Origin of the sequence: Streptosporangium sp. NPDC050855 (assembly GCF_044456585.1) — a bacterium.
Lineage (GTDB): Bacteria > Actinomycetota > Actinomycetes > Streptosporangiales > Streptosporangiaceae > Streptosporangium > Streptosporangium longisporum.
In genome coordinates this window covers 339029-362859 of the sequence record NZ_JBITFY010000002.1, presented here as the reverse complement: position 1 = coordinate 362859, position 23831 = coordinate 339029, and the positions used below count along the sequence as shown (strand labels likewise).

The following is a 23831-nucleotide window of genomic DNA, read 5'->3' as shown; positions in this document are numbered from 1 at the left end:
ATTGATACCTTCGTCAATGCGGTGTTACATTGCAAGCATCCCATAGTCGGGATCGGCCCATCAATGACGAGAAATACGTATATCCGGCACCCGTGAATACGTATTAAAGATACTTACGTACGCCATCCGGAGGTGTCGGTGACGACCGTCAGCACGAAAGCACCCCCCGGTCCGCCGGGCCCGGTGGACATGGAACGCATGCGTGACGACCCCCTGGGGTTCGTCACCGGCCTGGCGCGCGACCACGGGGACGTCACCGTGCACGACGCGAACGGCGAGACCGTGTTCATGCTGCACCGCCCGGACCTCGCCCGGTACGTCCTCAAGGAGAACGTGGCGAACTACACGAAGGAGAACACGCCCGACGACCACATGCTGCGCCCGCTGCTCGGCAACGGCCTGCTCACCAGCGACGGTGAGGAATGGGCGCGGCAGCGCAGGTTGTGCGCACCGGCCTTCCGGCGCAGCGAGGTCGCCTCCTTCGACGGGATCATCGTCGAGGAGACCGAGGCCCTGCTGGCGCGCTGGCGCGCCGCCGGGGCGGGCGTGTCCCAGCCGATCGACCACCAGCTGACCTCGCTGACCCTGTCGATCCTGACCCGCGCGGTGCTCGACGTGGACCTGGGCGCGGCCGGCGACGGGTTCGGCCGCGCGGTGGACGCGGTCAACCGCTACATCGGCCACTACGTCCCCGACCCCGACCCCGACCCGGCGGACACCGCGGACCGGCGTCAGGGGTACGTACGTGCCCGCGCCCTGCTGGACATGGTCACCCGCACCGTCATCGCCTCCCGCCGCTCCTGCCCGCACGCCACCGGCACCCTGCTCGACAGCATGCTCGGCGCCCTCGGCGACACCGACCTGCGCGACCAGGTGCTGACCCTGATCATGGCGGGCCACGAGACCACCGCCAAGTCCCTGACCTGGACCTTCTACCTGCTCGACCGTCATCCCGAGGAGGCGGAGCGGATCCGCGCCGAGGTCGACCGGGTCCTGGGCGGCCGTCCGCCGACGGCCGCGGACCTGCCCGACCTGCCGCTCTGCCGGCGGGCCGTGCAGGAGGCGATGCGGCTCTACCCGCCGGTCTGGCTGATCTCGCGCCGGGCCACCGGGCCCGACGAGATCGACGGCCACCACGTGCCGCCCGGCGCGCTGGTCTGCGTCAGCCAGTGGGTGCTGCACCGCCACCCCCGCTACTGGGACCGCCCCGACGAGTACGTACCGGACCGTTTCGACGACGCCGACCTGCCCAGCCACCTGTACCTGCCGTTCGGCGGCGGCGAGCGCGTCTGCATCGGCCAGCACCTGGCGCTCATCGAGGCGACGCTGGTCCTGGCGACGGTCTCGCAGTCGGTACGGCTGGAGCTGGAACCCGGTTTCCCGGTGGAGCCGGAGGCCCTGGTGACGCTGCGCCCCAAGTACGGCATGCGCATGGTGGTGAGCCCCCGATGAGCATCGACACCCCGGCGACCGCCGCCACTCCCTCCACCGCTCCTCCTGCCGTGCCCTCCGATGCTCCCTCCACCGCTCCTCCCGCCGCTCCTCCCGCCGCTCCTGTCGGCGCTCCGAGACCGGACGCGGGCTCGTACGATCCCTCCGCCACCACCGCGGGCGGGCTGGCCGGAGAGCTGGCGCGGCTGGAGGCGCAGGCCGAGCTCTCCTTCGAGGAGGAGCTGTGCCTGCTCCGCGAGCTGGGCCTGACCTCGTCCAGGGGGCCGCTGGTCGAGGTCGGCGCGGGCTCGGGCGCGATCACCAGGCGGCTGCGGCGGGCCATGCCCGACCTGTCGCTGATCGCGGTGGACATCGACCCCGGACTGCTCGCCCACGCCGAGGGTGCGGGCGCGGAGCTGATCGTCGCCGACGCCGCCGACCTTCCCCTGGAGACGGGGAGCGCGGGATACGTACTGCTCAGGTACGTCCTGCAGCACCTGTCCGACCCCGCCCCGGCCCTGGCCGAGGCCCGCAGGATCCTCCGCCCGGGGGGCCGCATCCTGATCACCGAGGTGGACGCCTCCTGCTGGGGGCTGGCCGACCCGGTCCACCCGGAGCTGGCCGGCGTCCACGCCAAGATCGCGGCGGCCCAGCAGGCCGCCGGTGGCGACCGGGCGATCGGCCGCCGTCTCACCCGCCTGCTCCGCGGCGCGGGTTTCACCGAGGTCTCCATCCGGCCTTTCGCCACCACCAACGACACCCGGCCAACGGACGATTTCGCCCCCCACCTCGGCCCGGGACGGCTCCAGCCGCTCCTGGCCTCCGGTGTGCTGTCCTTTCAGGAGGTGGCTCTCGCCGCCGATCGCTGGAACAGGTTCCGGTCAGACCCGGACGCCTGGGTGATGCTCCTGGGCTTCACCGCAGCCGGCACCGCTCCCGGCCCCCTCCCCGCAGGGCGCCCCCCCACCGAAGGAAGCACATGAACACCAACGTTAAGATCTTCATCACGATCTTCTGCTACATCAGCGGGGTGATGGGCGTCGTCACCGCCGTCATGCAGGCCAGCGCCACCCCCGCCAACAGCACCGCGGCGCTGGTCGCCGGGGTGATCGGGGCCCTGTTCCTGGTGGCGGGGGTGGCCCTCAGCCGCAGGCCCCGCTACTGACCCGCACCGGCCCGTCCGTTCCTCCGGTCCACCCGTCCGCAGGCCCGCCCCGGCCGGCGGGCGGATCGGCGGGGGCGATTCACGGGACGCCGGGTGAAAGAAGAAGGTCCATGGGAGTGACGCCGATGAGGTCGACGATGGCGAATCCTGCATTTCCGATCCTGACGGCGCGCCGGAGGCGCGTCGAGTTCGAGGGGTAGACCATGTCCGCTGCCGAGGCTGACGGCCCCATTCATGTGCGGTCGCTGGAGAAGAGTTACGGTTCGACGGTCGTCATAGACAAAATCGATTTCGAGGTACGTTCCGGCGAGGTCTTCGCGCTGCTGGGCCCGAACGGCGCGGGCAAGACGACCACGGTCGAGATCCTGGAGGGGGTACGCCGCAGGACCGGCGGCGACGTCCGCGTGCTGGGGCGTGACCCGGCCGAGGACGACCCCTCCTGGCGGGCGCGGATCGGGGTGGTGCCGCAGACGACCGGCGCCTACCTCGACCTCACCGTACGCGAGGTGGTCGAGCACTTCGCCGCCTTCTACCCGGCGCCGCTCCCGCCCGACGAGGTCATCGACATGGTGGGGCTGACGCCCCAGCGGCGCAGGCAGGCACAGCAGCTCTCCGGCGGCCAGCTGCGCAGGCTGGACGTGGCCGTGGGGGTGGTCGGCGACCCCGACCTCGTCTTCCTCGACGAGCCGACCACCGGGCTCGACCCGGTCGCGAGGCGGGAGGCGTGGGACCTGGTACGGAACTTCACCGACCGCGGCAAGACCACCGTCCTGACCACGCACTACCTGGACGAGGTGGAGGCGCTCGCGCAGCGCGCCGCGATCATCGTCGCCGGGAGGATCGTGGAGGCCGGGCCGATCTCGGAGCTGGGCGGCAGGAAGACGGACCGCTCGGTGATCGGCTTCGCCGCCACGGGCCCGCTCGACGGCCTCCCGCTGCCCCCGCTGCCCCCGGACTCGCGGGCGCACCTGGAGGCCGGGCAGGTCACGGTGCACACCCACCGGCCGACGGAGACCCTGGCCGCGCTGCTGCCCTGGGCGCACGCGGCGGGCGTACGGGAACTCGACGGGCTGCGCATCCACCGGCCGACGCTCGAAGAGGTCTACCTCCAGCTCATCAAGGACCGGGGAGAGGGTGCCCGATGACGACCGAACAGCATGTCACCGGCGTCGCCGCGGGGAGGGCCGCGTCCCCGGCGTCCCCGGCGTCCCCGGCGTCCCCGGTGGCCACAGAACCCCCGGCGAGCACGGACCCCCCGGCGACCGTGGCACCTCCGGCGACCGCGGGCTCCGCGGGCTCCGCGGGCTCCGCGCGTCCCGGGCTCTGGCGCGCGTCGGTCGCGCGGTCGAAGGTCGAGCTCGCGTCGTTCTTCCGCAACCGGCAGTCCCTGATCTTCACGCTCGCCCTGCCGATCCTGCTGCTGGTCGTGCTGGGGTCGATCTTCTCCGGGACGGTGGAGGGGACGACGGTCGACTTCAAGCAGGTGTTCATCGCCGGGATCATCGCCAGCGGCGTGATGAGCGTCAGCTTCACCGGGCTGGCCATCAACATCGCCATCGAGCGGGACACCGGGATGATCCGCAGGCTGGCCTGCTCGCCGATGCCCAAGTCCGCGTACTTCATCGGGAAGATCGTCCGCGTCGCGGTGACCGGCGTCATCGAGACGGTGATCCTGCTCGGGGTCGCGCTGGCGCTCTTCGGGCTCCCGCTGCCCGCCACCGCCGGCGCCTGGCTCACCCTGCTCTGGGTGCTCTTCCTGGGCGCGGTGGCCTGCTCGCTGCTGGCGATCGCCTTCACCGCGCTCATCCCCAACAGCCGCTCGGCCTCGGCCATCGTGACGCCGCCGTTCCTGGTGCTGCAGTTCATCTCCGGGGTCTTCTTCCCCTTCAACCAGCTCCCGCTCTGGATGCAGAACACCGCCGCGCTCTTCCCGCTGAAGTGGATGACCCAGGGCCTGCGCTCGGTCTTCCTGCCGGAGGCGTTCGCACGCGTCGAGCCGGCGGGAAGCTGGGAACTCGGCCGGGTCGCCCTGGTGCTCGGCGCCTGGTGCGTGGCCGGCCTGCTGCTGAGCGTGCTGACGTTCAGCTGGCGCGGCCCGAACGTCAGATGAGCCCCGGCCGTGACGGTCGCTCCACCCCGGCCTTTCACCCCGGCCGTTCCCCCCGGCCTTTCACCCCGCGTTCCATCCCGGCCGTTCCACCTCGGCGGGAACCCCCGTTCCCTCGCGGACACGGGGGTTCCCGTCCGTTCCCGTCCCGGTGAGGCGCCGTCAGCGCCTGGTGATCACCCCGCAGGCGACGCGGCCGCCCGAGTCGCCGGTCGCGCGGGTGGTCTCGTCCACCCCCTCCTCGGCGTAGCGTTCGGGGACGTTGGCCTGGTTGTCGGCCAGGGCGTGCACGACGATGGCGCTGCCGTCGCCGTCGAGCAGCTGGGCCACCGTGAAGCGGTCGGTCATGACGATCGTCCCGCCCTCGCCGTCCCGGCCGACCAGCAGGTCGGGCAGGTCGCCCGAGTGGCTCGGGTGGTCGCCGGGGCGGAGACTGAAGTGCGGGCCCGCGCTGAAGAAGGGGCTGCCGGTCGCCGGGTCCTTGGACGCGGCGTCGCAGATGCCCTTCGTGTGCACGTGGAAGCCGTGGTAGCCGGGGGTCAGCCCCTTTACGGTGAACGTGAGCCTGGTCCTGCCCGGCGCCATCTCCTCCACGACCAGCTCGCCGAGCGTCTCGCCCTTCACCCCCTTGACCTCCGCGCCCGCCGCCCCGGCTCGCGGGGAGCCCGCCGTCCCGGAGGGGGACGGAGACTCCGGCGCGACGGGCGGCGCGGGCGATCGCGACCCCCGGACGGCGACCGTTCCCGGGACGGTGACCGTTCCCGGGACGGCGGCCGGGACGGTTCCCGCCGGGCCGGCGGCCGGGGCGATGCCCGCGAAGCCGACGGCCGAGACGGCGGCCGGCGGTGCGGCCGTGCCCGGCGGGACGGCGCCCGGCGGCACGGTGCCGGCCGATGCCGAGGTGGCCGTACCCGCGCCGAGCGCGACGGCCAGTACCAGATGACGTGCAGGATGGAACATGAGATCCCCCGATCCCCGTGACCCCGTCGCCCCTCCGCGGCGCCGAGGAACCGCGACGGTTCTCCTCCCATGAGTATCAGACGGCGGGCCCACCGTCCCGGTGACCGGGGTATACATCGGCAACGGGAGGGCGGGACGGCGAAGGCGCCGCCCCGGAGGGGACGGCGCCGTGGCGTCGTGCGAGAGGTCGATCCGCGCGGTTAGTTGGACCGCTTGGCGCGGGCGGTGGTCCGGGCACGGGTCGTGGCGTCCAGGACGACCTTGCGGATGCGGACGTTCTCCGGGGTGATCTCCACGCACTCGTCCTCGCGGATGAACTCCAGCGCCTGCTCCAGCGAGAGCTGACGCGGCGGGATCAGCGTCTCCGTCGTGTCGCTCGTCGAGGAGCGCATGTTCGTGAGCTTCTTCTCCTTGGTGATGTTCACATCCATGTCGTCGGCGCGGGAGTTCTCGCCGACGATCATGCCCTCGTACACCTCGGTGGTCGGCTGGACGAACAGGACGCCGCGCTCCTGCAGGTTCAGCATGGCGAACGGGGTCACCGGGCCCGGCCGGTCGGCCACCAGCGAGCCGTTGTTACGGGTGCGCAGCTCGCCGAACCAGGGCTCGTAGTCCTCGAAGACGTGGTTGACGATGCCGGTGCCGCGGGTCTCGGTGAGGAACTCGGTACGGAAGCCGATCAGGCCCCGGGCCGGGACCACGAACTCCATCCGGATCCACCCGGTGCCGTGGTTGGTCATGTGCTCCATGCGGCCCTTGCGGACGGCCAGCAGCTGGGTGATCGCGCCCAGGTACTCCTCGGGGCAGTCGATGGTCACCCGCTCGACGGGCTCGTGCACCTTGCCGTCGATGACCTTGGTGACCACCTGCGGCTTGCCGACGGTCAGCTCGTACCCCTCGCGGCGCATCTGCTCGACCAGGATGGCCAGCGCCAGCTCGCCACGGCCCTGGACCTCCCAGGCGTCGGGACGGTCGGTCGGCAGGACCCGCAGCGACACGTTGCCGACGAGCTCCTTGTCGAGGCGGTCCTTGACCATGCGGGCGGTGACCTTGGAGCCCTTGACCCGGCCGACCAGCGGCGAGGTGTTGGTGCCGACGGTCATGGAGATCGCGGGCTCGTCGACCGTGATCAGGGGCAGCGGGCGCGGGTCCTCGGGGTCGGCGAGGGTCTCGCCGATCATGATCTCCGGGATGCCGGCGATCGCGATGATGTCACCGGGGCCCGCCTCCTCGGCGGGCTTGCGCTCCAGCGCGTCGGTCATCAGCAGCTCGGTGATCTTCACCCTCTGGATGGAGCCGTCGGTGCGGCACCAGGCGACCTGCTGGCCCTTCTTGATGGTGCCCTGGTGGATGCGGCAGAGCGCGATCCGGCCCAGGTAGGACGAGGCGTCCAGGTTGGTGACGTGCGCCTGGAACGGGGCCTCCGGGTCGTACACCGGAGCCGGGATCGTGTTCTTGATGACCTCGAACAGGGGCTCCAGGTCTTCCGAGTCCGGCATGCCGCCGTCGTCGGGGCGGTTGATCGAGGCGCGGCCGGCCTTGGCCGAGGCGTAGACGATCGGGAAGTCGATCTGCTCCTCGGTGGCGTCCAGGTCGATGAAGAGCTCGTAGACCTCGTCCACGACCTCCTTGATCCGGGCGTCGGGGCGGTCGACCTTGTTGATGCAGAGGATGACCGGCATCTTCGCGGCGAACGCCTTGCGGAGCACGAACCGCGTCTGCGGGAGCGGGCCCTCGGAGGCGTCGACGAGCAGCACCACGCCGTCGACCATGGACAGGCCGCGCTCGACCTCGCCGCCGAAGTCGGCGTGACCGGGGGTGTCGATGATGTTGAGCGTCATGCCGCCGTGCTTGACGGCGGTGTTCTTCGCGAGAATGGTGATGCCCTTCTCGCGCTCGAGGTCGTTGGAGTCCATGACACGGTCGTCAACGTCCTGGTTGACACGGAACGCGCCGGACTGCCAGAGCATGGCATCCACGAGAGTGGTCTTGCCGTGGTCGACGTGCGCGATGATCGCGATGTTCCGCAGGTCGTCGCGGCTGTTCAAAGGCATGATGGAGTCTCACTCTGTGATCGTGGAGGCTGGCCGCGGACCGTGCGGCCCTCTCATTTTAGTTGATCCGGACAATCGCTCTCACGTCTTCGGGACATGAAGTGCGCCAATTCACCCTCCTCGTCCCCTTTTTCACCCTCCGGACAGCCCTTTTTCACCCCGGGGGAGCCGTGAATCCCCCGGGCCGTATCTCTCCTAAGCTCGGACGCATGCCACTCGCGCCCTCCTTCCCGGTGACGCTCAGAACCCGCGACGACCTGCGGATCGACGCCGCGCACACCCCCTCGCGCGGGGCGGACGATCTCGGGATCGTGCTCGCCCACGGCTTCACCGGCTCGCTCAGGGAGCGCTCCAACCGCCGGATCGCCCACGTGCTCAGCGGGTTCGGCGGGGTGGTGGCCTTCGACTTCCGAGGGCACGGTCGCTCGGCGGGCAGGTCCACCGTGGGCGACCTGGAGATCTGGGACGTGGAGGCGGCGGTGCGGCACGCCAGGACCATCGGGTACCGCAGGGTGGTCACGGTCGGGTTCTCCATGGGCGGGGCGGTGGCCCTGCGGCACGCCGGGATCGTCGGCGGGGTGGACGCGGTGGTGTCGGTCAGCGCGCCCGCGCGGTGGTACTACCGGGGGACCCGGCCGATGCGCCAGGTGCACTGGGTGATCGAACGGCCGGTGGGGCGGCTGGCCGCGCGGCTGGGCAAGCGCACCCGGATCATGAAGGGGGTGTGGGACCCGCTGCCGCTGGCGCCGTACGAGGCGGTCGCGAAGATCTCGCCGGTGCCGCTGCTCATCGTGCACGGCGACGCGGACGGGTTCTTCCCGCTGGAGCACGCCCACCAGCTCCACGACGCCGCGGGAGGGACCGCGCAGCTGTGGATCGAGCCCGGGTACGGTCACGCCGAGAGCGCGGCGACCCCCGATCTGGTCCGCCGCATCGGCGCCTGGGCCGCCGCCCGGTCCCGTCCCCAGGACGGTGTTTACTCCTCTTGACGAACGGCGGGGCGGGGCGTGACGGCGCGCGAAGGAGAGGGTTCATGCGGAGCATCTACGTGGCGGGTCTGGGGCGGGGGGACGGCCGGCAGATCGTCGACCTCGGCCTGATGGAGCTGCTCACCCGGCGGGCCGACCGCATCGGGGTGTTCCGCCCGATCACCGGGGGCGGCGAGGACCGCACCCTGGAGCTGCTCCGGAGCCGGTACCGTCTCGCGGCCTCCGCGACCGGGGTGACCGCCGAGGAGGCCGCGGAGATCTACGCCGAGAAGGGCGCCGAGGAGCTCATCGGCGCCCTGGTCGCCCGGTTCCACACCCTGGACCGCGAGTGCGACGCGCTGCTGGTGCTGGGCAGCTCCTTCGACACCGACGACCTCCCGCGCGAGCTGGCCTTCAACGCCCGGCTGGCCGCCGAGTTCGGCGCCCCGGTGATCGTGGTGGTGGGCGCGCACGGCGACGGCGCCGAGGGGATCGCCACCGAGATGCGCACCGGCCACCAGGTCTTCTCCGACCTCGGCTGCACGGTGCTGGCGGTGATCGCCAACCGGGTGCCCGAGGGCACGGTCATCGAGTGCGACCTTCCGGTGCCCTGCTACACGATCCCCGAGCGCCCCTCGCTCTCGGCGCCGACCGTCGGGCAGGTCGCGCAGGCCGTGGACGCGGAGACGATCCAGGGCGACGAGGACGGGCTGCTGCGCGACGTGCTCGGCTTCGTCTTCGGCGGGGCCACCCTGCCGGTCTTCCTGGAGCATCTGACCGACGGCGCGCTGGTGATCACTCCGGGTGACCGCGCCGACCTGCTGCTGGCCTCGCTGGCCGTGGAGGCGGCCGGGACGGCGCGACCGGCCGGGGTGGTCCTCACGGTGGGGGAGAGGCCCACCGAGGCGGTACGGGCCCTCACGGCCCGCCTGGCGCCCGGCGTGCCCGTGCTCGCGGCCGAGGCGGACAGCTTCACGGTCGCGACCACCCTGGCCGGGCTGGAGGGACGGCTGACCGCCGACAACCCCCGAAAGATCGAGACCGCACTGGGGCACTTCGAGGCCCACGTGGACGCCGCGGCCCTGGCCGACCGGATCGAGCTGACCCGCTCGCAACGGGTCACCCCGATGATGTTCGAGCACACGCTGCTGGAGCGGGCCCGTGCCGACCGGCGGCACATCGTGCTGCCCGAGGGCGAGGAGGACCGCATCCTGCGGGCCGCGGACATCCTGCTGCGGCGCGGCATCGTCGACATCACCCTGCTGGGTCGCGAGGACGTGGTGCGGCGGCGGATCGGTGACCTCGGCCTGGACCTGTCGGGCGTGACCGTCGCCGACCCGATGACCTCCCCGCTGCGGGAGTCGTTCGCCCGCGAGTACGCCGAGCTGCGCGCGCACAAGGGCGTCACCCCCGAGCGGGCCATGGACGTGGTCGCCGACGTGAACTTCTTCGGCACGATGATGCTGCACCGGGGCCTGGTGCACGGCATGGTCTCCGGGGCCGCGCACACCACGGCCGCCACGATCCTGCCCGCCTTCCAGATCATCAGGACGGTCCCGGACACCTCGATCGTCTCCTCGGTGTTCTTCATGTGCCTGGCCGACCGGGTGCTCGTCTACGGCGACTGCGCGATCAACCCCGATCCGGACGCCGAGCAGCTGGCCGACATCGCGATCTCCTCGGCCCGCACGGCCAGGCGCTTCGGCGTCGAGCCCGCGATCGCGATGCTGTCGTACTCCACCGGCGAGTCCGGCAGGGGCGCCGAGGTCGACAAGGTCCGCGCCGCCACCGCCCTGGTCGCCGAGCGCGCGCCGGACCTGCTGGTCGAGGGGCCCATCCAGTACGACGCCGCGGTGGACGCCCGGGTGGCCGCCGCGAAGCTGCCCGGCTCGCGGGTCGCCGGAAAGGCGACCGTGCTGATCTTCCCGGACCTGAACACCGGCAACAACACCTACAAGGCCGTGCAGCGCTCGGCCGGGGCGGTGGCCGTCGGCCCCGTGCTGCAGGGCCTGCGCAGGCCGGTCAACGACCTGTCGCGCGGCGCCCTGGTCACCGACATCGTGAGCACCGTCGCCATCACCGCCGTCCAGGCACAGGAGGTCACCCCATGAGCGATCACGCGGGCCGGGAGCGCACCGGCGAGGACCGTACCGGCGAGGAGCGCGACGGGCGGGACCGTACCGGCCACGACGGCGGGGACGGCGGCGGCCGGGAACGGGAGGGCGGTCCCGGGCGGGTGCTGGTCCTCAACTCGGGCTCGTCCTCGGTGAAGTACCGGCTCCTTCAGGGCACCGAGCGGCTGGCGTCCGGGACGGTGGAGCGGATCGGCGAGGACGGCTCGCCGGTGCCCGACCACCGGGCGGCCCTGGAGAGCGTCGCCGACCGGCTCGCCGACGAGGGGCTGGGGCTCGACTCCCCGGAGCTGGCCGCGATCGGGCACCGGGTGGTGCACGGCGGCACGGCCTTCACCGAACCCACCCCGATCACCGACGAGGTGGTCGCCGGGATCCGGGAGCTCGTCCCGCTCGCCCCCCTGCACAACCCGGCCAACCTGGCCGGCATCGAGGTCACCCGGCGCCTGCGCCCCGACCTGCCGCAGGTCGCGGTCTTCGACACCGCCTTCCACGCGACGATCCCCCCGGCCGCCTCGACGTACGCGATCGACCGCGAGCTGGCCGGTCGGCTGGGCGTGCGGCGCTACGGCTTCCACGGGACCTCGCACGCGTACGTCTCCCGCGAGGCCACGCGCCTGGCGGGCGACCCGGACGCGCGCGTGATCGTGCTGCACCTGGGCAACGGCGCCAGCGCCTCGGCGGTCTCGGCCGGGCGGTGCGTGGACACCTCCATGGGGATGACGCCGCTGGAGGGGCTGGTGATGGGCACCCGCAGCGGCGACCTGGACCCGGCGGCCGTCCTGTACCTGGCCCGCACCGGGGGCATGTCCCTCGACGAGATCGACGAGCTGCTCAACCGGCGCAGCGGCATGCTCGGCCTGTGCGGGGACAACGACATGCGCTCCGTGACCGAGCGGGTGGAGGCCGGGGACGAGGACGCCGAGCTGGCCGTGTCGGTCTACTGCCACCGGCTCCGCAAGTACGTCGGCGCCTACTACGCGGTGCTGGGCACGGTCGACGTCATCGCCTTCACCGGCGGCGTCGGGGAGAACTCCGCGCCGATCAGGGCGAGGGCCCTGGAGGGACTGGAGGCAATGGGCATCGTGGTGGACCCGGCCCGCAACGCGCGGGGCGACACCGTCGTCTCGCCCGACGGCTCCCGGGTGAAGGTCGCGGTGATCCCCACGGACGAGGAGTACGAGATCGCCCGGCAGACACTGTCGGTCATCTCCCACCACGCCGGGTGAAAGTACCTCCACCCACAGCGGATGGATGAAACCCCTCAGGGGAAGCCTGTCAGGCAGGAATCAGTGTTCGGCCATCGTCATGGGGCATACTTCGTGTGACCGGACGGTCGCCCAGCGTCGCGGGGGCGTGCAGGATCGCCCGTCCGGCCGGTGTCCCCGCGGCGCGAGGCGGCTCCGGGGACCGGGACGGGGGCGCTCCGGCCCGGCCCCCGGAGGTGAGGTGCCGCGACCGGCGTCACATGTGGGCGATCGACTTGTACTCCAGGTAGGCGGCGAGCCCCTCGGGGCCCAGCTCGCGGCCCAGGCCGCTGCTCTTGAAGCCGCCGAACGGCGAGCTGTTCTCGATCATGTAGAGGTTGACGCCGTAGGTGCCCGCGCGCACCCGGCGGGCGATGTCCAGGCCCCGCTGGGTGTCGGCGGTCCACACCGTCCCGGCCAGGCCGTAGTCGCTGTCGTTGGCGATACGGACCGCGTCGGCCTCGTCCTCGTACGGGATGACCGTCAGGACCGGGCCGAAGATCTCCTCGCGGGCGATGCGCATCTCGTTGGTGGCGCCGGCGAAGACGGTCGGGGCCACGTACCAGCCGCGGTCGTGCGGCCGGTCCAGCCCGCCGACGACCGGCTTGGCGCCCTCGTCGATGCCGATCCTGATGTAGCCCTCGACCCGCTCCTGCTGGCGCCTGGCCACCAGCGGGCCGATGCCGGTCGCCGGGTCGGACGGGTCGCCGACCTGCATGCCGCGCACCATCGACGCGACCGCGTCCACGACCTCGTCGTAGCGGTCGCGCGAGGCCAGGATGCGGGTCTGGGCGACGCAGGCCTGGCCGTTGTTCATCAGCGTGGCGATCGACAGGAAGCCCATCGCCGAGGGCAGGTCGCAGTCGTCGAGGATGATCGCCGCGGACTTGCCGCCCAGCTCCAGGGTGCAGCGCTTGAGCTGCTCGCCGCAGATCGCCGCGATGCGGCGCCCGGCGGCGGTGGAGCCGGTGAAGGCCACCTTGTCCACCCCGGGGTGGGAGACCAGGTGCTCGCCCGCCTCGCGCCCGGCCGCGACGATGTTGACGACCCCGTCGGGGACGCCGGCCTCCTTGATCATCTCGGCCAGCAGGTAGGAGTCGAGCGGGGTCTCGGGGGCGGGCTTGACCACGACCGTGCAGCCCGCGACCAGGGCGGGGGCCAGCTTGATCATGATGACGAACTGCGGCACGTTCCACGGGACCACCGCGGCGACCACGCCCACCGGCTCGCGCCGCACGGTCACCGTGCCGAACGTGCCGGGGCGCTCCTCCTCGACGGGGAAGGTCGCGCCGAGCTCGGCGTAGTACTGGAGCATGCCGAGCGGCTGGGGGGCCTGTGCCATCTGCGAGAAGGTGATCGGCGAGCCCATCTCCTCGGTGATGATCTCCGCCATCTCGCCCTGGCGGGCCGCGTAGAGCTCGGCGAGCCTGCCGACGACGGCCGCGCGCTCGGCCATCGTCATCCTGGGCCACGGGCCGTGGTCGAACGCCTGGCGGGCGGCGGCCACCGCCCGGTCCATGTCGGCGGGCGTGCCGTCGGGCACCCGGCCGATGATCTCCTCGGTGTGCGGGGAGACGACGTCGATGGTGCCGGTCCCTGCGGGGGCCACCCAGTCGCCCCCGATGAAGAGCGTGTCGTGCTGGCGCATGATGTGTTGCCTCCTGGTGGGCGGGCCAGAGTCAAAATTTGAGCGAATGCTTGCTTGGACAAGTGTCATCCGCCGGAAGGGAGGCCACAAGGCCTCCGGCCCCTTCAGACCGAATCATGTTCTGTCGCCGGTGGCAAGAGGTGGGAGGCCGGATCCGTGGGCGTGGTGGGACGCGTTGTGCGAGGATTAACCCCAGTGAAGCGTGTTATCTCCGTTGATTTTGGCCAAATCACCTTAAAGTGGTAGATAGTTCGTCAATGGTGTGCGACTTCCGCCGTTCCGGTGGCGAGCTTCAAGATCGTCTCCTATAGTTTCGCTCCGTCCGCGAGGGGCTCTGGAGGTGAGCGAAGCGTGAGGCCGACCCGTCCGGTCGCGCTGGCCGCCATGCTCGCCGCGCTGCTCCTGGTGCCGGTCGCGGCCGACGCCGCCCCCGGCCGTGCCGCGCGGCCCAATCCCGAGGTCGAGCTCAGGAAGCTCACCAAGGAGGCCGCGCAGATCAACAAGGACTACCGCGGCCAGGTGCAGAGCCTGGAGGAGACCCGCGTCCAGGCCAGCAAGGCCACCTCCAACGCCAAGAGCCTCAAGCGGGCCCTGGCCGACGCCGAGACCGACGTCGTCCGCTTCGTCCAGACCAGCTACATGGGCGCCGCCCTGGGCGACGGCACCCTGCTGAGCCTGCAGGGCGACGCCGGTTCGGCCCTGAGCCAGGCCGCGACCATGTCCTACCTCGCCAGCCGCCGCACCACCCAGCTCAACCGGGTCAAGGAGCTCATCAGGAAGGCCAGGGCGGCCGAGAAGGCCGCCGACGCGAAGATCGTCAAGCTCAAGAAGGACATCGCCGACCTCAAGAGCCAGCGGATCAGGATCGAGAGACTGCTGGCCAAGTACGGCTTCCAGACCCCCTCGGGCAGCGGCGGCCTGACCCCCCGCACGATCACCATGCGCAACACGGTGCTGCAGAACTTCCCCATGCCCTACGGCTACGGCTGCCTGCGCCCGGGAGACCCCGGCGACCACGGCAGCGGCCGGGCCTGCGACTTCATGATGAGCACCGGTGGCCGCGTCCCCACCCCCGACGCCCTGGACCGCGGCAACCGCCTCGCCCAGTGGGCCATCGACAACGGCCAGAAGTACGGGGTCATGTACATCATCTGGCAGCAGCGCTACTACGACGTCCGCACCGGCGCCGGCTGGAGGATGATGTCCAACCGCGGCGGCAACACCGCCAACCACATCGACCATGTGCACATCTCGATGTTCTGAGCCGCCGGGTCTGTGACCTGCGGTGATCTCGTCGTACGTGTCGTGTGAGGGCGATGCCGGCGGCGGCCACGTGGGGTCCTCCACCGCCGGCGGGGCCGGCCCGGGGAACACCACGTCCGCGAGCCGGCCGGCATCGCCCAGGACTCACCCGTGACGCGGCAGGATCGTCCGTCGTCACCGGATCCTCGACGGAGCCGATAAGCAGAGCCGGGAGATCGTGCGGTCCCGGCGCGGGATTCAGCGCCAGGCCGACCTGAGGGGCCAGGCCTTGAGGGACAGGAGGGTGGCCGTGCCGTTGTCGGCGAAGATCTTCATTCCGGTGCTCGCGGGCCCGGGGAAGATCTGGTCGGTGATGGTGGTCCGGCCGTCCGCGCCGAACACCTCGACGGAGGAGTTGTCGAGATAGAGGGTGAAACTCACCTTTCCATCGCGAGTCTGCACGGGTCCGGCATGGACGCCCGGGAAGGTCGGGCCCGCGCTGTTGTCACCGGAGGCGGTGCGGTCCACGTAGAGCCGTCCGGTGGAGCGGTCGTAGCCGATCCGGGTGCCCTCCTTGTCGCCGTTCGCGCGGACGACAAGACCGAAGCGTTCGGCGGTGCCGAGGGCGAACTCGGCGTTGATCTCCATCGTGGTCCCGGTGACGGGCAGGTGGGCCGTGGCGTCGGTGACGGTGCGGTTGCGGACGACCCGGACGGGACCGGTGCGCAGGGAGCGCAGTTCACGCACGGGCCGCTGCACGAGGTGGAACCTGCCGTCGGCCTTTCGCAGGGTCAGGGTGCGGGGCAGGCTCTGCGCACCGCGCCAGGGGGCGGTGGGGACGGTCTGGGCGTACTCCCAGTTGTTCATCCAGCCGAGCCAGACCGGCTCGCGGCCGGGGGCGCCGTCGAAGGTGATCGCGGCGTAGAAGTCCTTGCCGTAGTCGGCCCAGGAGTAGCGGTTCCTGCTGCTGAGGGCGGGTCTGTCGGAGAACATGATGTGGTCGAGGTTGATGTGGCCCCAGCCGCCGGAGTTGAGGTCGTTGACCTGGATCGTCGCGGTCCTGCCCGCGAGGTCGCGGACGTCCCAGGAGGCCCAGTCGAGGCTTTCGGAGTCCTCGCCGGTGGCGGTGCGCACGACCTTCCCGTCCACGAGCAGGTTGACGGCGGTCTCGGTGGCGCGGGGCAGGACCGGCCGGTCGGAGGCCATCACCTGGTCGACCATGAGGTGGCCCCAGCCGCCGGGGTTCTCGTCGACGATCTGGATCCGGGCCTTCTTCCCCGTGAGGGAGGAGACGTCCCAGGAGGTCCAGTTGAGGGTCTCGGAGTCGGCCCCGGTGGCGGTCCTGGCGACCTGCCCGTCGACGAGGAGGTTGACGGCGGTCGGCGCGGCCGATCCCCAGGGATGGTCGCCGCCGCCGACCAGGAGGTTGAGGTGGTTCCTGGTGAGCGTGAACTCCGGTGAGGTGAGGGTGCCGGTGGTGGTGTCCACGTCGTAGAAGGTGCTGGCGAGCCTGTCGCCCTGGTAGCCGATGACGGGTGACTGGCCGGGCAGGCTGCCGCGGGCGGGTTTCTGGCCGGCCAGCCCGCCGGTGGCGGTCCATCCTCCCTCTTCGTAGGTGGCGTCGCCGGGGAACTCGAAGTCGGCGATCGTGTCGCCCGCGGGCGCGGTGCCGTCGCCGGTGCCCTCCCGGTGGGGGTGCCGCCCGCCGCCTACGAGGAGGTTGATGTAGCCCTGGCCGATGGTGAACGGCCGGGAGGTCATGCTGCCCTGGGGGGCGTCGCCGCCGACGAAGCCGTTCACCAGCGCGGCGCCCTGGTAGCCGGAGACCGTGTTCTGGCCGGGCAGGGTCCCGGGGGCGGGCGCGTCCCCGAAGGGGCCCGGCAGGTGGCCCGGGTCGTTGCGGACCGTCCAGCCGTCGTAGCCGTTCTCGAAGTCGGCGAAGACCTGTCCCGCGGGCGGCGGGTCGCCGGTCACGAGGTTGTCGGCGGTGAAGGTGGTGCCGTCGAAGTCGCCGACGAAGTACTGGACGCCCGATCCGCCGGCGATGGCGCCGGCGCCGACGCTGACGGCCAGCACCCACTTCTTGGCGCCCGGTCGTCCCTCGACGGGGACCTGGAACAGGTCGGGGCATTCCCAGGCGCCGCCGGTGGCGTTGGCGGGGCCGAAGTCGCTGAGCTTCGTCCAGGACTTCAGGTCCGCGGAGCGGTAGAAGCGGATCTTCTGGTCGGCGGCCATGGCGACGGACATGACCCAGTGGCCGCCCTTGGCGTACCAGAAGACCTTGGGGTCGCGGAAGTCCTTGGAGGCGAGGTCGATGACGGGGTTGCCGTCGTACTTGGTCCAGGTGCGGCCGTTGTCGGTGCTGTGGGCCAGGGATTGGGACTGGACGCCGGTGGTGGGGTTCCAGCCGGTGTAGATCGCGACCATGGCCGACCTGCCGAAGCCGGCGGTGTTCTTCCTGTCGACGACGACGCTGCCGGAGAAGATCTTTTCGTCGTCGGTCGCGGGGATGGCGACGCCGAGCTCCTTCCAGTGGACGAGGTCGGTGCTGACGGCGTGGCCCCAGGAGATGTTCCCCCAGACGTCGCCCTGGGGGTTGTACTGGTAGAAGAGGTGGTATTCGCCGTTGTGGTGGACGAGGCCGTTGGGGTCGTTCATCCAGTTCTCGGCGGGGCTGTAGTGCAGCTGGGGGCGGTGGGGCTGGTCGTAGCGGGGCGGCCGGTCGTGTCCGCCGTGCCCGCTGTGTCCGCCGTGGGCGACGGCGTGGGTCGCCGGTCCGGCGACGAGGACGCCGGCGATCATCACGGAGGCCGCGGCAGCGCGGCGGGGATGAAGGATCATGTGGGGGTTCCTGGCGTGTCGCGGGTGGGGTGGGGAAGGGAGGGCCGGACAGGCGCGGGGACGGGTCGCCCCCACGCCTGCCGTGCGGATCAGCCGGTGTAGGCGGACTTCATCGGCCACACCTTGAGGGACCTGATCGTGGCTCCGCCGTCGGCCCACAGGGCGAGTCCGAGGGCGTCGTCGCGGGCGGGGTAGACCCGGGTGGTGATGCTCTTGTGGCCGCCCACATAGGCTTCGATCATGGATTTGTCGAGGTAGAGGTCGACCTTCAGGACGTCGCCGTCGAGGGTGACCGGTCCGCTCTGCACGCCGAGGTCGGAGGACAGGCTGGAGACGGTGCCCGAGCGGGTGCGGTCCACGGCGAAGGTGTCGGCGTTCCTGTCGTAGGAGAAGAGGGTCTCCTCCTCGCCGCCCGGGCTGCGGCGGACCTTGATGCCGTAGCGGTTCGCCGAGGCGGCCGACATCTCCAGCTGGATGTGGAGCATGTCCCCGCGCACGTTCGCGATCTGCTGGTTGGCGGCGTTCAGGTCGGTGACGTCGGTGAGCGTCACCAGTGGCTGGGCCGAGGAGTGCAGGCGGGTGAGTTCCGGCAGCGGCCTGACGCCCAGGTCGCCGTCGGGCCGCAGGCTCACCTGGAGGGGCAGGCCCGCGTTGTGCGCCCAGCCGGAGTCGTGGTGGCCCTGTTCGGTCCGCTTGTCCTGGGCGATGCTGAACACGATCGAGCGTCCCTGCTCGTCGACGAACCCGCTGGGACCGGTGAAGTGCTCGCCGTAGTCGAACAGGCGCGGGACGGTGGAGTCCGGGACGAACTTACGGGTGGCGGCGTTCCACTCGCCGATCCAGTACCAGACGTACTTGACGTTGTGGGGCGATCCTCCCGACCACATCGGGTTGATCATGAGGACGTGCTTGCCGCCGCCGATCGGCAGGAACACCGGAAGCTCCCACACCTGACCGGTCTTGGGGTGGGCCGCGATGTCGCCGACCATGAGCGGGCCCGCGTAGGTCCAGTTGGTCTGGTCGGTGGAGGTGTAGAGCAGCGCGGTGCCGCCGACGTCGGCGCCGCCGGTGGTCTGGACGCCGGAGGCGACGAGCTGGAACCAGGTGTCGCCCTCGCGCCAGACGAACGGGTCGCGGAACTCGCCGAACTTGACCTTCCGGCCGGGGCCGACGTCGAGGTCCTGCGACTGGACGGTGACGGGGGCGGGGTCCATCTTCCAGTCGACCAGGTCGCGCTGGCAGGGGAGGGTCGCGCAGCGGGCGAGACCGGTCCGCTGGTTCGGGCGGACGCTGTCGTCGCCCGCGGTGATGTACAGCAGCGGGTTTCCGTCGGCGTCGGTGGTGGCGTCACCGGACCACACCCCGTCGGGCGCGACCGAGTTCGCCGTGGGGACCAGGGCGGGCGGAAGGTCCCGCCAGGTCACCATGTCGGGGCTGACCTGGTGTCCCCAGCCGATGTTGTGCCAGTAGGGGCCGTGCTGGTTCTGCTGGTAGAACAGGTGGTACTGGCCGTCGTGGTAGAGCGGTGCGTGGGGTTCGTTCATCCAGTGCTCGGGCGGCATGAAGTGGTACTGCGGCCGGTATCTGTCCCCGGCGTACCGGTTGCGGTTCATCGCCATGTCCGGCTTCGGCACCGTCCCCCCGGGGTAGGAGGTGCGGACCGCGTCGTAGGCGGTGGTCACGGCGCCGGCGTTCAGGGCCCTGTCGTGGATCTTCACCTCGTCGATCAGGCCGGCGAACGTGTTGGCCGGGAACGTCCCGTTGATCATGACGGCGCGGTTGTTCCTGCCGATGAGGAGGTCGCCGCCGTCAGGAGTGATCGTCCCGGACGGGGTGGTGTGGCTGCCGACCTGGCGGCCGTTGAGGTAGAGCCTCATGGTGCGGTCGGTGGCGTTGAACGTCGCGGCGACGTGGGACCAGCGGTTGGTGGGCAGCGAGGCGTCGGGCGCGGACCACACCGACTGCCACTGGCCGCCCACGGCGGCCTGGAACGACCACTTGCCGTGCCGGCCGACGCCGAGGATGAAACCGCGGCCCGCGCCCTGGTCCTGCTGGTTGACGATGGCCGACAGCTTGCCCTCGTCCCCCCATTCGAAGGCGCGGGGCGCGACCCAGGCCTCGACGGTGATCGCGTCGGTGGGGGCGGTGAACCCGGACCGGGTGACCCAGGTGGAGTAGCCGTCGAACAGCAGCGCCTTCGACAGCGCCTTGCCGTCCGGTTCCTGCCGGTACCAGAGCGGGTCGCTGGAGGGCTTGTACCTGGCGTTGGTGAACACGTAGTTGATCGGGTCGTCGCGGCCGGTCACCGTGTCCTTGGCGAGCGTTCCGGCTCCCTGGTCGAAGGCCCAGTGGGCGGTCAGGCCGTTGCCCTGGGCGCCGTCCAGCCGGATGTCGTCGACGTTGACGTGGCCCCACCCGCCGCCGGCCTGGTCGACGACCTTGATCTGCAGGTCCTGGCCGAGGTGGGCGGAGGCGTCCCAGCGCACCCTGCGGTAGGTCTCGCTGTCGGTCCCGGTGGCCTTGTGCAGGACGGCGCCGTCGGAGGCCCTCACCAGGGCGACGTACAGGTCGTCGGCGTTGTTGCCGCCGCCGACGAGGAAGTCGACCTGCCCGCTCCCGGCGAGCCGGAACACCGAGGAGGTGAGGGTGCCCGTCGCGCCGTCCCCGCCGGCCTTGAACCCCCACACGTGGGAGGTGCCGTGCTGGCCGAAGCAGCATCCCCAGCCCCAGCCGCTGTCGGCCGTCACCGAGAACGCGTTGCCCGTCGTCGTCCAGCCCGACAGGTCGCCGGTCTCGAAATCGGGGTTGGTGATCTTCGCCGGAGGTTCGGCGCGGGCGGGGGTGTCGGGCACCGTCACCAGCGCCAGGGCGAGCAGTAGTCCTGACAGAGCGTTTCCGGCCCTGGAGACTTTTCTTCGTGCTCTCACCATTCTTCTCGCTTTCGGGAGACTTCACGGGAACTCCGACCGTCAGGGCATGCCTCCGAGGGACTTCACGGGATGGCGTCCCGGGGTGAAAGAGATGTCCGTCTCATTGCCTGGCGTGTCGTGCATGTAAAATAGTTCTTTTCATCTCAGACCGCTTTTTCTTGCGCAAACGGGAGTTCTCGTCCAAAAAAGAACAGCACCGATCGCCCTGTGGCGATCGGTGCTGTGACGGCCGGGAGTTCGTCTCTCCCGGAACGGCCTGTCAGCCGTACGGGCCTTCCTCCACGAGGCCGCGCCCGGGGACGTAGGTGACGGGGATGGGGTCGCAGACCTCGCCCACGAAAGCGCCGTCGTCGCCGTGGTTGACGAAGCCGAGCAGCTGCCACCGCTCGTCGCGGTCCCGGATCAGCCGGCCGCTGTAGAGGGAGCGGTCCTGCACGAGGCGGGCCTGGCCGCGGATGTCGTAGGGGCCGAGCAGGGACGCGCCGGGGGCCGTCCAGACGCCGCCGGCGCGCTCGGTGCGCTCGGCGCCGAGCTCACCGGGCATGCAGGAGAAGACCAGGACGGCACGGCCGTCGACGATCTCGACCTGGGGGACTTCCAGGTGGCCGAACCCGGAGGGTTCGGTGAGCGGTGGCCGGGCCTCCCAGCTGACCATGTCGTGGCTGCGCAGGTGCCCGATGACGCCGCGGCCGTCGGCGGGACCGGTGGCGGCGCGGGCGGTGACGAGCATGTGCCAGCCGTCGCCGCCGGGGTCGGCGAACACCCACGGGTCGCGCCAGGCCTCGTCGAACCAGCTGGTCAGATCGAGTTTCTCGTACCACCGGGCGTCGGCCTCGGCGACGGGGTTGGCGGGATGGCGGTGCCAGGTGACGAGGTCGTCGGAGGTGGCCAGCCCGATGCGCTGGATCAGCCCTTTCTCGCCGCGCGAGACGCCGGTGTAGTACATCATCCACTTCTGCGGGCCGCGGACGACCGATCCGGTCCAGGTGGCCAGGTCGTCCCAGTCGTCGTGGTCGGCGGCGACCAGCGCGTCGGGCAGGAGTTCCCAGGCGCGCAGATCGCGGGAGACCGCATGGCCGATCGAGGCCCGGTGGTGGCGGCGGCCGGGGTCGTGCAGGGCGCGGGACGCCCTGAGGAAGAACAGGTGGTACTGCTCGCCGTCGTCGGCGAGCCAGATGTCCCAGACCCAGTGGTCGGGCAGACGCAGTGTCATGTCAGCCTTTCAGCCCGGTGCTCGCGATACTCGTCATGAAAGCGCGCTGGAACGCGAAGAAAAGAATGAGGACCGGAATCGTGATCATAGAGGAGTAGGCCATGATCTGCCCCCAGGCGATGTCGAGCTGGAAGAAGTACTGGACGCCGATCAGGACGGTGCGTTTCTTCTCGTCCTGGACCGTCATCAACGGCCAGAGGTAGGAATTCCATGCCGGAAGCGCGGTGAGGAGACCGACGGTGGCGAAGACCGGACCCGAAAGGGGGACGGCCACCCGCCGGTAGATGGTCCACCAGTTGCAGCCGTCGATACGGGCGGCCTCGTCCAGCTCGGTGGGAATGGACGTGAAATGCTGGCGGAAGAGGAAGATGGAGAATCCGTTGGCGATGAACGGGATGATCTGCACGCGGTAGGTGTCGAGCCAGCCGACCTCGAATCCGTTCGAGGTGAGCCAGGGCAGTTTCGACACCCAGAACAGCAGCGGCACCGCGATCGTCTCGAAGGGAAGCACCAGGGTGGCGATGACCAGGGTGAGGACGAGCGGGCCGAACCGCCAGCGCAGCCGCGCGAGCGCGAACCCGGCCAGGCTGTTCACCAGGAAGCCGAACAGGACGATCCCCGCGGTGACGATCACCGAGTTCAGCATGAACCGGCCCGCGGGTACGGTGTCGAAGACCTTGCCGTAGTTGTCCAGGGAGATGTCGCCGACCGGCAGGAACGCCCGCGCGGTCTCCAGGTCACCGAAGATCTGCTCGTCCGGTTTGAGCGAGGACATGAGCATGAAGACGATCGGCAGGCAGAACACGAGCGCGAACAGCGTCAGCGGCAGGTAGGTGAGATGGCGGCGCACGTTCAGCTCCTCTCGCGCAGCATCCGGCGCTGGACCAGGGAGACGCCCAGGACCAGCACGAAGAACACCAGGCTGATCGCGGCGCCGTAGCCGATCTGCTGTTCCCGGAAGCCCTTGCGGACCGCGTGGTAGACGACGGTGGTGGTGGCGTCCAGCGGGCCTCCCTGGGTCATCACGTCGATCTGGGTGAACAGGCCGAGCGCGGCCAGGGTGATCGTCACCATCACGAAGACCCGGGTCGGCCGCAGGCACGGCCAGGTCACGAGCCGGAACATCTGCCGCCGGTCGGCGCCGTCGATCGCGGCCGCCTCGTACAGCGAGGGAGGGATGGTCTGCAGTCCGGCGAGCCAGATCACCATGTGGAATCCCACTCCCTGCCACACCGACATCAGCATGATCGCCGGTAGGGCGGTGTGAGGGTTGCCGAGCCAGTCGACGGCGTCCCACGATCCCAGGGTGAGGGTGCCGAGCATCGAGTTGATCAGCCCGTTGGGCTGGTAGATGAACCTCCAGAGGATCGACACCACGACCATCGAGGTGACGACCGGCATGAAGTAGATCGTGCGGAAGATCCGTATGCCGCGAAGCCTCTGGTTGACCAGCAGCGCCAGCGCCAGGCCGAGCCCGCCCTGTACGGGGACGACGACGAGGGCGAACAGGAAGGTGTTGCGCAGGGACTTCCAGAAGGTGGGATCACCCGCCAGGACGACGGTCCGCTCGTCCCCGGAGTCGACGGTGAACAGGACCGACTTCTCCTCGTACCGCGGGTGACCCGATCCGCGCTTGGTGTAGTCGCGCACCGGCGGGAAGTCGGCGGCCCCGGGCGCCTTGTGCTGCTCCAGGACGCTGACGCCGAGCAGCCTGTCGAAGTTCTGGGCGCCCACCGGCCGGGCCGGGTCGGGGGAGATGAGCCGGGAGTTGGTGAAGGACAGGGAGAACGCCAGGACGACGGGTACCGCTATGAACAGGGCGAGCAGGATGACCGCGGGTGCCGTCATCAGCGCCGCGGTACGTGAGTCGGTGCGTCGCCGGTTCCGCCCGCC

At 70.7% G+C, this 23831-nt stretch carries 17 protein-coding genes; 9 read left to right on the top strand and 8 right to left on the bottom strand.

Annotation, left to right across the window (positions count from 1 at the left end):
- Window positions 1-198 precede the first annotated feature (198 nt).
- From ACIBCT_RS06810 to ACIBCT_RS06790, 5 genes are all read left to right on the top strand, one after another.
- Entirely contained in the window at window positions 199-1452 is a 1254-nt protein-coding gene (locus ACIBCT_RS06810; protein ID WP_399186427.1) for a cytochrome P450, read from the top strand.
- Window positions 1449-2414, top strand: a complete 966-nt coding sequence (locus tag ACIBCT_RS06805; RefSeq protein WP_399186426.1) for a class I SAM-dependent methyltransferase — start codon at window positions 1449-1451, stop codon at window positions 2412-2414. Before ACIBCT_RS06810 ends, ACIBCT_RS06805 begins: the two co-directional genes overlap by 4 nt.
- A complete protein-coding gene (locus ACIBCT_RS06800) occupies window positions 2411-2596 on the top strand; it encodes a hypothetical protein (RefSeq protein ID WP_399186425.1) in 186 nt (61 codons plus the stop codon). The genes ACIBCT_RS06805 and ACIBCT_RS06800 overlap by 4 nt, the downstream gene beginning before the upstream one ends.
- 203 nt (window positions 2597-2799) lie before the next feature.
- Window positions 2800-3741, top strand: a complete 942-nt coding sequence (locus ACIBCT_RS06795) for an ABC transporter ATP-binding protein (protein WP_399186424.1) — start codon at window positions 2800-2802, stop codon at window positions 3739-3741.
- Window positions 3738-4706 carry an ABC transporter permease gene (locus ACIBCT_RS06790; RefSeq protein WP_399186423.1) on the top strand — a complete coding sequence of 323 codons (969 nt, stop codon included), beginning with the start codon at window positions 3738-3740 and terminating at the stop codon, window positions 4704-4706. The genes ACIBCT_RS06795 and ACIBCT_RS06790 overlap by 4 nt, the downstream gene beginning before the upstream one ends.
- Window positions 4707-4865: 159 nt before the next feature.
- Here the strand turns inward: ACIBCT_RS06790 and ACIBCT_RS06785 are convergent, their stop codons facing one another.
- The gene (locus tag ACIBCT_RS06785; RefSeq protein WP_399186422.1) at window positions 4866-5663 is read right to left on the bottom strand and encodes a superoxide dismutase family protein; all 798 of its coding nucleotides are present in this window, start codon (window positions 5661-5663) and stop codon (window positions 4866-4868) included.
- Between the two features lie 200 nt (window positions 5664-5863).
- Window positions 5864-7717, bottom strand: a complete 1854-nt coding sequence (gene typA / locus ACIBCT_RS06780) for a translational GTPase TypA (protein ID WP_399186421.1) — start codon at window positions 7715-7717, stop codon at window positions 5864-5866.
- 209 nt (window positions 7718-7926) lie between these two features.
- On the opposite strand from typA, the gene ACIBCT_RS06775 reads away from it, so the two are divergent.
- From ACIBCT_RS06775 to ACIBCT_RS06765, 3 genes are read left to right on the top strand one after another with little or no spacing between them, the layout of a single operon-like run.
- Complete coding sequence (locus tag ACIBCT_RS06775) at window positions 7927-8706, top strand: alpha/beta hydrolase (RefSeq protein WP_399186420.1); 780 nt, start codon at window positions 7927-7929, stop codon at window positions 8704-8706.
- 44 nt (window positions 8707-8750) lie between these two features.
- Window positions 8751-10796: a phosphate acetyltransferase gene (gene pta, locus ACIBCT_RS06770; RefSeq protein ID WP_399186419.1), complete on the top strand. Its 2046-nt coding sequence runs from the start codon at window positions 8751-8753 to the stop codon at window positions 10794-10796.
- Window positions 10793-12046: an acetate/propionate family kinase gene (locus ACIBCT_RS06765; RefSeq protein ID WP_399186417.1), complete on the top strand. Its 1254-nt coding sequence runs from the start codon at window positions 10793-10795 to the stop codon at window positions 12044-12046. Before pta ends, ACIBCT_RS06765 begins: the two co-directional genes overlap by 4 nt.
- Window positions 12047-12281: 235 nt before the next feature.
- Here ACIBCT_RS06765 and ACIBCT_RS06760 read toward each other — a convergent pair whose 3' ends face one another.
- On the bottom strand, window positions 12282-13712 hold the full coding sequence (locus tag ACIBCT_RS06760) for an aldehyde dehydrogenase (RefSeq protein WP_399186416.1): 1431 nt from the start codon (window positions 13710-13712) through the stop codon (window positions 12282-12284).
- A 351-nt stretch (window positions 13713-14063) separates the two neighbouring features.
- On the opposite strand from ACIBCT_RS06760, the gene ACIBCT_RS06755 reads away from it, so the two are divergent.
- The gene (locus ACIBCT_RS06755) at window positions 14064-14975 is read left to right on the top strand and encodes a coiled-coil domain-containing protein (protein WP_399186415.1); all 912 of its coding nucleotides are present in this window, start codon (window positions 14064-14066) and stop codon (window positions 14973-14975) included.
- 237 nt (window positions 14976-15212) lie between these two features.
- On the opposite strand, the gene ACIBCT_RS06750 is transcribed toward ACIBCT_RS06755, so the two are convergent.
- The 5 genes from ACIBCT_RS06750 to ACIBCT_RS06730 all read right to left on the bottom strand — a co-directional run bounded on the left by ACIBCT_RS06750 (window position 15213) and on the right by ACIBCT_RS06730 (window position 23786).
- Window positions 15213-17795 carry a GH32 C-terminal domain-containing protein gene (locus tag ACIBCT_RS06750; RefSeq protein ID WP_399186414.1) on the bottom strand — a complete coding sequence of 861 codons (2583 nt, stop codon included), beginning with the start codon at window positions 17793-17795 and terminating at the stop codon, window positions 15213-15215.
- A gap of 89 nt (window positions 17796-17884) precedes the next feature.
- Window positions 17885-20725, bottom strand: a complete 2841-nt coding sequence (locus ACIBCT_RS06745) for a GH32 C-terminal domain-containing protein (protein ID WP_399186412.1) — start codon at window positions 20723-20725, stop codon at window positions 17885-17887.
- 259 nt (window positions 20726-20984) lie between these two features.
- A complete protein-coding gene (locus ACIBCT_RS06740) occupies window positions 20985-21938 on the bottom strand; it encodes a family 43 glycosylhydrolase (protein WP_399186411.1) in 954 nt (317 codons plus the stop codon).
- A gap of 1 nt (window position 21939) precedes the next feature.
- Window positions 21940-22788 carry a carbohydrate ABC transporter permease gene (locus ACIBCT_RS06735; protein WP_399186409.1) on the bottom strand — a complete coding sequence of 283 codons (849 nt, stop codon included), beginning with the start codon at window positions 22786-22788 and terminating at the stop codon, window positions 21940-21942.
- A 2-nt stretch (window positions 22789-22790) separates the two neighbouring features.
- The gene (locus ACIBCT_RS06730; RefSeq protein WP_399186408.1) at window positions 22791-23786 is read right to left on the bottom strand and encodes a carbohydrate ABC transporter permease; all 996 of its coding nucleotides are present in this window, start codon (window positions 23784-23786) and stop codon (window positions 22791-22793) included.
- Window positions 23787-23831 lie beyond the last annotated feature (45 nt).

Bases quoted from the DNA above. Each gene is read 5' to 3' on its own strand.
- ACIBCT_RS06810 (WP_399186427.1), top strand. From the start codon at position 199: ATGCGTGACGACCCCCTGGGGTTCGTCACCGGCCTGGCGCGCGACCAC.
- ACIBCT_RS06805 (WP_399186426.1), top strand. From the start codon at position 1,449: ATGAGCATCGACACCCCGGCGACCGCCGCCACTCCCTCCACCGCTCCT.
- ACIBCT_RS06800 (WP_399186425.1), top strand. From the start codon at position 2,411: ATGAACACCAACGTTAAGATCTTCATCACGATCTTCTGCTACATCAGC.
- ACIBCT_RS06795 (WP_399186424.1), top strand. From the start codon at position 2,800: ATGTCCGCTGCCGAGGCTGACGGCCCCATTCATGTGCGGTCGCTGGAG.
- ACIBCT_RS06790 (WP_399186423.1), top strand. From the start codon at position 3,738: ATGACGACCGAACAGCATGTCACCGGCGTCGCCGCGGGGAGGGCCGCG.
- ACIBCT_RS06785 (WP_399186422.1), bottom strand. From the start codon at position 5,663: ATGTTCCATCCTGCACGTCATCTGGTACTGGCCGTCGCGCTCGGCGCG.
- typA (WP_399186421.1), bottom strand. From the start codon at position 7,717: ATGCCTTTGAACAGCCGCGACGACCTGCGGAACATCGCGATCATCGCG.
- ACIBCT_RS06775 (WP_399186420.1), top strand. From the start codon at position 7,927: ATGCCACTCGCGCCCTCCTTCCCGGTGACGCTCAGAACCCGCGACGAC.
- pta (WP_399186419.1), top strand. From the start codon at position 8,751: ATGCGGAGCATCTACGTGGCGGGTCTGGGGCGGGGGGACGGCCGGCAG.
- ACIBCT_RS06765 (WP_399186417.1), top strand. From the start codon at position 10,793: ATGAGCGATCACGCGGGCCGGGAGCGCACCGGCGAGGACCGTACCGGC.
- ACIBCT_RS06760 (WP_399186416.1), bottom strand. From the start codon at position 13,712: ATGCGCCAGCACGACACGCTCTTCATCGGGGGCGACTGGGTGGCCCCC.
- ACIBCT_RS06750 (WP_399186414.1), bottom strand. From the start codon at position 17,795: ATGATCCTTCATCCCCGCCGCGCTGCCGCGGCCTCCGTGATGATCGCC.
- ACIBCT_RS06745 (WP_399186412.1), bottom strand. From the start codon at position 20,725: ATGGTGAGAGCACGAAGAAAAGTCTCCAGGGCCGGAAACGCTCTGTCA.
- ACIBCT_RS06740 (WP_399186411.1), bottom strand. From the start codon at position 21,938: ATGACACTGCGTCTGCCCGACCACTGGGTCTGGGACATCTGGCTCGCC.
- ACIBCT_RS06730 (WP_399186408.1), bottom strand. From the start codon at position 23,786: ATGACGGCACCCGCGGTCATCCTGCTCGCCCTGTTCATAGCGGTACCC.